Raw genomic sequence first — 5,838 nt, 5'->3', positions numbered from 1 at the left:
CGAGAACCCCCCTCCCACCGACAGCCCACGTCCCACCCACAGCCCACGTCCCACCGACAGCCCACTTCCCAGCGACAGCGCACTTCCCACCGACAGCCCACGTCCCACCGACAGCGCACGTCCCGACGCGGCGGGGGCGGCCGAGGTCGACCTCGTCATCGTCGGCGGCGGCCCGCGCGCGGTCTCGGTGGTCGAGCGGCTGACCGCCCGCGGCAGCGCCGAGCGGCCGGTGCGGGTCGTCGTCGTGGACCGGTTCGAGGTGGGCGCCGGGGCGACATGGCGCACCGACCAGAGCCCCGAGCTGCTCAACAACACCTACAGCGGCCACACGACGATCTACCCCGACGACTCCACCCCGATGAGCGGGCCGGTCACCCCCGGCCCCGATCTCGTCCAGTGGGCGCGTGACGTCGTCGCGGGGGCGCCCCGGGTGACGGCGCCGCCGTCCGCCGGGTGGAGCGCCGGCCCCCGCCCGGACTGGGTGGTGGCGGAGGCCGCGGCCGTCGAGCCGTGGTCCTACCCCACCCGTCGCCTCCAGGGCGTGTACTTCCGCGAGCAGCTCGAGGCGATCCTCGCCCGCGGCGGGGTCGAGCTCACCGCCGTGGTCGGCACCGTGGTCGGGATCGACCCGGCGGGCGAGAGCGGCGGCGACGCCGGTACGGCGGGCAGGTCCACCGGTGAGGCCGACCCGGCCCGCGCCCTGCGGACCGTGCGGCTGGCGGACGGCCGGGTGGTCCGCACCCGCGCCGTCGTCCTCGCCCAGGGGATGATCCAGGCGCAGCGCTCCCCCGAGACCCGCGAGCGCATCGCCGCCGCCGAGCGGCACGGGCTGGTCTACGTCGAGCCCGGGATGCCCGCCGAGCGGGACTGGGACGTCGTCCCGGCCGGTGAGGACGTCGTCGTCGCGGGGCTGGGCGCGAACTTCTTCGACGTCGTCGCCGTCCTCACCGCCGGCCGCGGGGGCCGGTTCGTCCCCGGCGACTCACCCTTCGACCTCACCTACCTGCCCTCGGGGCGCGAGCCCCGGCTGCTCGTCGGCTCGCGCCGCGGCCTGCCCTACCGCTCGAAGTCCTGGTACGGCGGCTTCCCGCCGCGGTACGTCCCGCGCCTGGCCACCCGCGAGTGGTTCGCCCAGGCGGCCACCGTGCCCGACCAGGACTTCGTCCGTGACGTGTGGCCCCAGCTCGCGCGCGAGTTCGTCGTCGCGCACCTGACCACGCTGGTGCAGCACCACCCGACGACCGTGCCGTCGGTGGTGGCCGACGACGGCGAGCTGCCCGCCGACCTGCTCGACCGCATCGCGGCCACCGAGCTCGCCGACCTCAACGCCCTCGTGCGCGACGTCGTCGTGGCCCCCGAGCGGTGGCTCGACGTCGAGCGGCTGGACCGGCCCGACGTGCACCGGCCGCTGCCCGAGCAGTGGCGGGCATGGACGCGGCAGTGGGTCGCCGCCGAGCACGAGTCGATCACCCGGCCGTTCGCCAGCCCGCGCTCGGCGGTCAACCGCGCGATGGCCGTGCTGCGCGGTCAGGTCGCCGGGCTCGTCCGGGCGGGGGCGATCCACCCGGCGTCGGTGACGCGCGACGTGCGCGGCTGGTTCGACGCGCTGGGCCTGGCCCTCGCCTCCGGCCCACCGCCGGAGCGCACGGCGCAGCTGCTCGCGCTCGTGCGGGCCGGCGTCGTCGAGCTGCTCGGCGAGGGGCTGACGGTGACCGTGGAGGACGGCCGGTTCGTCGCGCGCACCCAGGTGGTGGGCCGGGAGCACCGCGTGCGCGCCTTCGTCGAGACGCGGATGTCGAAGGGCCACGCGGACGTGACGGACGACCCGCTGCTCCGCTCGCTCCTCGACTCCGGCCGTGCCCGGCTCCACGCGCGCACCGCGCCGGACGGCAGCGTGGTGCGCACCCGCAGCCTGGACTGCACCCCGGAGGAGTTCCACCTCGTCGACGCCGGGGGGCGGCCCGACCCGCAGGTCATCGTCATCGGCATCCCGGCCGGTGACGTCCAGCCCGGATCGGCCATCGGCGCGACGCCCGGCGTGCCCTCCCCGCTCATCGCAGGGGCGGACCGGGCGGCGGCCCAGGTGCTCGAGCTCGTGCGGGAGCGCGTGCCGGTCGGCTGAGCGCGGCGGCCGCCTCCGGCTGGGCAGCGGGGCCTACGCGTCCCAGGCCGGGTCGGCGGCGGGCGCCCCCAACGGCTCCCCGCGGCCGCGCATGCGCCGACGCCGGCACCGGCTCCCACTCCCCCGCGCGCCCCGCGACGTCAGGAGGCGGGCTTCCCCGCAGCCTCGGCGAGCGGGACGGCTCACGCCGGCTCCGGGCCGTCGTCGGCGGGACCGGCGGCGGGCGGGCGTCCCCGCAGGTGGTCGAGCAGCCGTGCCACCACCGCGGCGACCGGGACCGCGAGGAACGCCCCGAGGATCCCCATGAGGATCCCCCCGGTGGTCACGGCGAGGATGATGACCAGTGGGTGCAGGGAGATGATCCTGGCCTGGATGTACGGCTCCAGCACGTTGCCCTCGAGCTGCTGGACGAGCACGACGACGCCGAGCACGGCCAGCGCGACGACCGGCCCGCGGTCCGCGAGCGCCACCGCGACCGCCACCGTGCCGGAGAGGAACGCCCCGACGATCGGGAAGAGCCCCCCGACGAAGACGAGCACGCTCAGCGGCAGCACGAGGGGCACCCGCAGGAGCAGCAGGCCGAGCCCGATGAAGACGGCGTCGACGAGCGCGACGAGGAGCTGCGCGCGGAAGAAGGCACCGAGCGTCCAGAACGACTGGGCGGCCATGGCGTCGACCCGGGCCTGGTAGCGGCTGGGCACGAGGTCGAGGAAGGCCTGCCAGATGCGCCGCCCGTCCTTGAGGAAGAAGAACAGCACGACGACCATGAGGACGAGGCCGGTGACGAAGCTGCCGACGGCCTCGGCGGCGAGGAGCCCCCGGCTCAGCGCCGCCCCGGACGTGAGCGCCGCCCCCGCCCCGGTGACGAGGTCGCGCAGCCCGCCGACGTCACCCGGCAGCACCGACCAGTCCACGCTGGTCTCCAGCCGGTCCAGACCCGCGACGACGGCGTCGACGATCTGCGGCACCTGGTCCACCAGCGCCGCCCCGATGAAGGCGCCGGCGGCGACGACCACGGCGAACAGGACGAGCAGGATGAGCAGGGCGACGACGGCGTCGGGGATGCGTGTGGCCCGCAGCCGGGCGGCCACCGGGTCGAGCAGCGCCGCCGGGAAGAGCGCCAGCACGAAGGGCGTGAGGACGAGGCTCACCTGGCTCGCCACGTAGACCAGGCCGACGGCGAGGAGGATGACGCCGATCGCCGTCCAGGCGCGGCGGCCCCAGGTGACGACCGCGGCATCGTCCGGTGCCATGGCAGGAGTATCGACCCGCCACGACCGCCGCGACAGGCGGACGTCGTGCGCAGCTCACGGCTCGTGCCACCGCCGGGACGTGCCCGGGGCCGGCCCCCGTCAGGTCGTGGCCGGGTGCCGTCGTCGCGACGGTGCCGCGACGTGCGAGCGGCGCACGGCTCCCGCCTCCCCGAGGGCGGCGCCCCGTCAGGTCGTGACCGGCTCCCCGGTGACCGCGGTCGCGAGCGCCGCGGCGTCGGCGAGCGCGAGGTCGACGCCGGTGTACCCCTGCTCGCCTGCCGCCGTCGTCACGGTGAGGGTGGCGAGGCCGAGCAGGCGCTGGACGGGGCTCTGCCGTACCCGGGCGCCGTTGATGCCACGCACCTGCAGCACGTCGGTGCGCCGGTTGAAGAAGCCGCGCTGCAGGTAGAGGTGGTCGCCCTCGAGCCGGTGCCCGAGCGCCCGGTAGTACGCCGCGCCGGCGGCGACGCCCACCGGCACCAGCGCGGCCGGGACCAGGAGCAGCCACCAGCCCCACCAGCCCGCGATCGCACCGGCGCCGGCACCCACGGCCACCGCCGCGGCCGGCACCAGGTACCGCACCACCGCGCGGCGGCGGGCGACCCCGGGGTGGCGCCGCAGCGGCCCGGACGGGGGCAGCACCTCCTCGTCCAGCACGGTGCGGCCGAGGAGCACGTTCGCCACCCGGACGGCCACATCCCGCGTGGTGGTCGGCAGCATGGTCGCGCTCTCGGTCATCAGCTGCTGCAGGCTCAGGCCGGTCATCACCGGTGACAGCCGGGCGCCGCCGAGCAGCCGGGCGAGGAGGGGGCGGGTCACGGTGACACCCCGCAGTCGGTCCTGGTCGGCGGTGAACGAGCGGGTGGTGAGCAGACCGCGGGTGGCGAGGAAGCGCCCGCCGGGCTCGCGGACCAGCCGGTAGCCCCACCACGCCTCGGTGAAGGTCAGCGCCCCCGCAGCGAGCCCGACGAGGACGACGAGGACGGCCGACACCACCGCCCACAGCCCCCATGGCACGCGGTCGAGCAGCGCGGCGAGCTGGTCACCGACCCACTCCTCCCGGCCCACGAGCGAGACCGCCCCGTAGCCGAAGCCGACGAGGGACAGCGGCCCGGCGATGAGCGAGGTGCCGACCATCGCGTAGACCACCCAGCGCCGGCGCAACGTCTGCACGACCGCGCCGTCGGCGTCCTCGCGGACGGTCGGAGCGACCTGGGAGGTGACGTCCGGGCCGGCCTGCCGGGCCAGCTCGGCCCGCAGGTGGAGGGCGGCGGCCCGCGGCAGGCCGTCGAGCACCACCGTGCCCTCACCGAGGACGGCGTTGCCCCCGGTCCCGACGCGCAGGACGGCGAGCCGGAAGACGCGGTTGCTCAGCGGCGCGGTGATGTCGACGGTGCGGATGCGGTGCAGCGGCACCCGGTTGGTGCGCCGGACGAGCAGCCCGGTGGTGTGCTGCAGCTCGTCGTCGACGAGCCGGTAGCGCACCGTGACGTAGCTCAGCGCCCGGGCCAGCGGGCTGAGCACGGCGAGCACGGCCAGGGTGATGACGGTGGTCCGTGTGGCGACGTTGTCGGTGGTGAAGAACCACCAGCCCGCGGCCGCCGGGACGAGCCGCGGCAGGATCCGCAGCAGGGCCGCCGGCACGATGCGCGGGTCGAGCCGCTGCCACGGCGCGGCATCGGGGCCCTGACCGGCGGGGCCGTCGGGGTCGACGCCGAGGTCGGCCACCACGTCGTGGGCCACGTCCGGGGTGGTCACGTGGCATCCCCCCGGGTGCGGGCGACGGCGTCGGTCAGCTCACCGACGAGGGCGTCGGCGACGTCGGCGGGGAGCCCCTCGATGACGACGGCGCCCTGCGCGGAGCCGGTGGTCACCGAGACCGCCGCGAGCCCGAGGAGACGGTGCAGGAGGCTGCGCTTGGCCTCGACGGTCTGCACCCGGGAGAGCGGCGCGATGCGCCACTCGCGCGCGAGCCACCCGGTGCGGGAGTAGACCGCGGTCCCGGTCGCCTCCCAGCGGTGGGTGCGGTAGCGCAGCCACGGGGCGACGGCGACGGCCGGGAGCAGGAGGACCGTGAGCACTGCCGCGGCCCCGAGCAGCCAGGGGCGGCCGGGCTCCCACAGCACCGCGGGCACGAGCGTGGCCACCCAGCCGAGGAGGAGCCAGGTGGCGCGGGAGAGCAGCCAGTAGGTGCGGGCCGCGGGCGCCACCCGGTGACGCGGCGGGCGCGGGCCGGTGGCGGCGTCGCCGGTGGGCGGCCCTGCTGCGGCCGCCGCGGGCTCGGCGAGGGAGGTGGGGGCAGGGGGCGACATCGGGGGTCCGGTGTCGGGCACGGGCGGGTCCTCCTTCAGGGTGCCCCTTCACCGTACGGGGCGCCGGCCGGGCAGGCCCTCCGCCGCGAGGTGGACCCGGCGCCCCGCGCCTCCGCCTCCGTGCTGAGCCGGCGCCCCGGCGCCTCCGCCT

At 76.8% G+C, this 5,838-nt stretch carries 4 protein-coding genes; 1 reads left to right on the top strand and 3 read right to left on the bottom strand.

Annotation, left to right across the window (positions count from 1 at the left end):
* Positions 1-2,122: FAD/NAD(P)-binding protein (locus Q0195_RS00380; protein ID WP_366518064.1), on the top strand; the 2,122-nt coding region annotated here is incomplete at its 5' end.
* 182 nt (positions 2,123-2,304) lie between these two features.
* Here the strand turns inward: Q0195_RS00380 and Q0195_RS00375 are convergent.
* From Q0195_RS00375 to Q0195_RS00365, 3 genes are all read right to left on the bottom strand, one after another.
* On the bottom strand, positions 2,305-3,375 hold the full coding sequence (locus tag Q0195_RS00375) for an AI-2E family transporter (RefSeq protein ID WP_299273049.1): 1,071 nt from the start codon (positions 3,373-3,375) through the stop codon (positions 2,305-2,307).
* Positions 3,376-3,561: 186 nt separating this feature from the next.
* Positions 3,562-5,133, bottom strand: coding sequence for a PH domain-containing protein (locus Q0195_RS00370; RefSeq protein ID WP_299273047.1), 1,572 nt, complete (start codon positions 5,131-5,133; stop codon positions 3,562-3,564).
* Positions 5,130-5,708: a PH domain-containing protein gene (locus Q0195_RS00365; protein WP_299273045.1), complete on the bottom strand. Its 579-nt coding sequence runs from the start codon at positions 5,706-5,708 to the stop codon at positions 5,130-5,132. The genes Q0195_RS00370 and Q0195_RS00365 overlap by 4 nt, the downstream gene beginning before the upstream one ends.
* Between the last annotated feature and the right edge of the window lie 130 nt (positions 5,709-5,838).

Origin of the sequence: uncultured Georgenia sp. (assembly GCF_937958535.1) — a bacterium.
Lineage (GTDB): Bacteria > Actinomycetota > Actinomycetes > Actinomycetales > Actinomycetaceae > Oceanitalea.
This window is presented reverse-complemented; position numbering and strand designations above follow the sequence as displayed.

Bases quoted from the DNA above. Each gene is read 5' to 3' on its own strand.
- Q0195_RS00375 (WP_299273049.1), bottom strand. From the start codon at position 3,375: ATGGCACCGGACGATGCCGCGGTCGTCACCTGGGGCCGCCGCGCCTGG.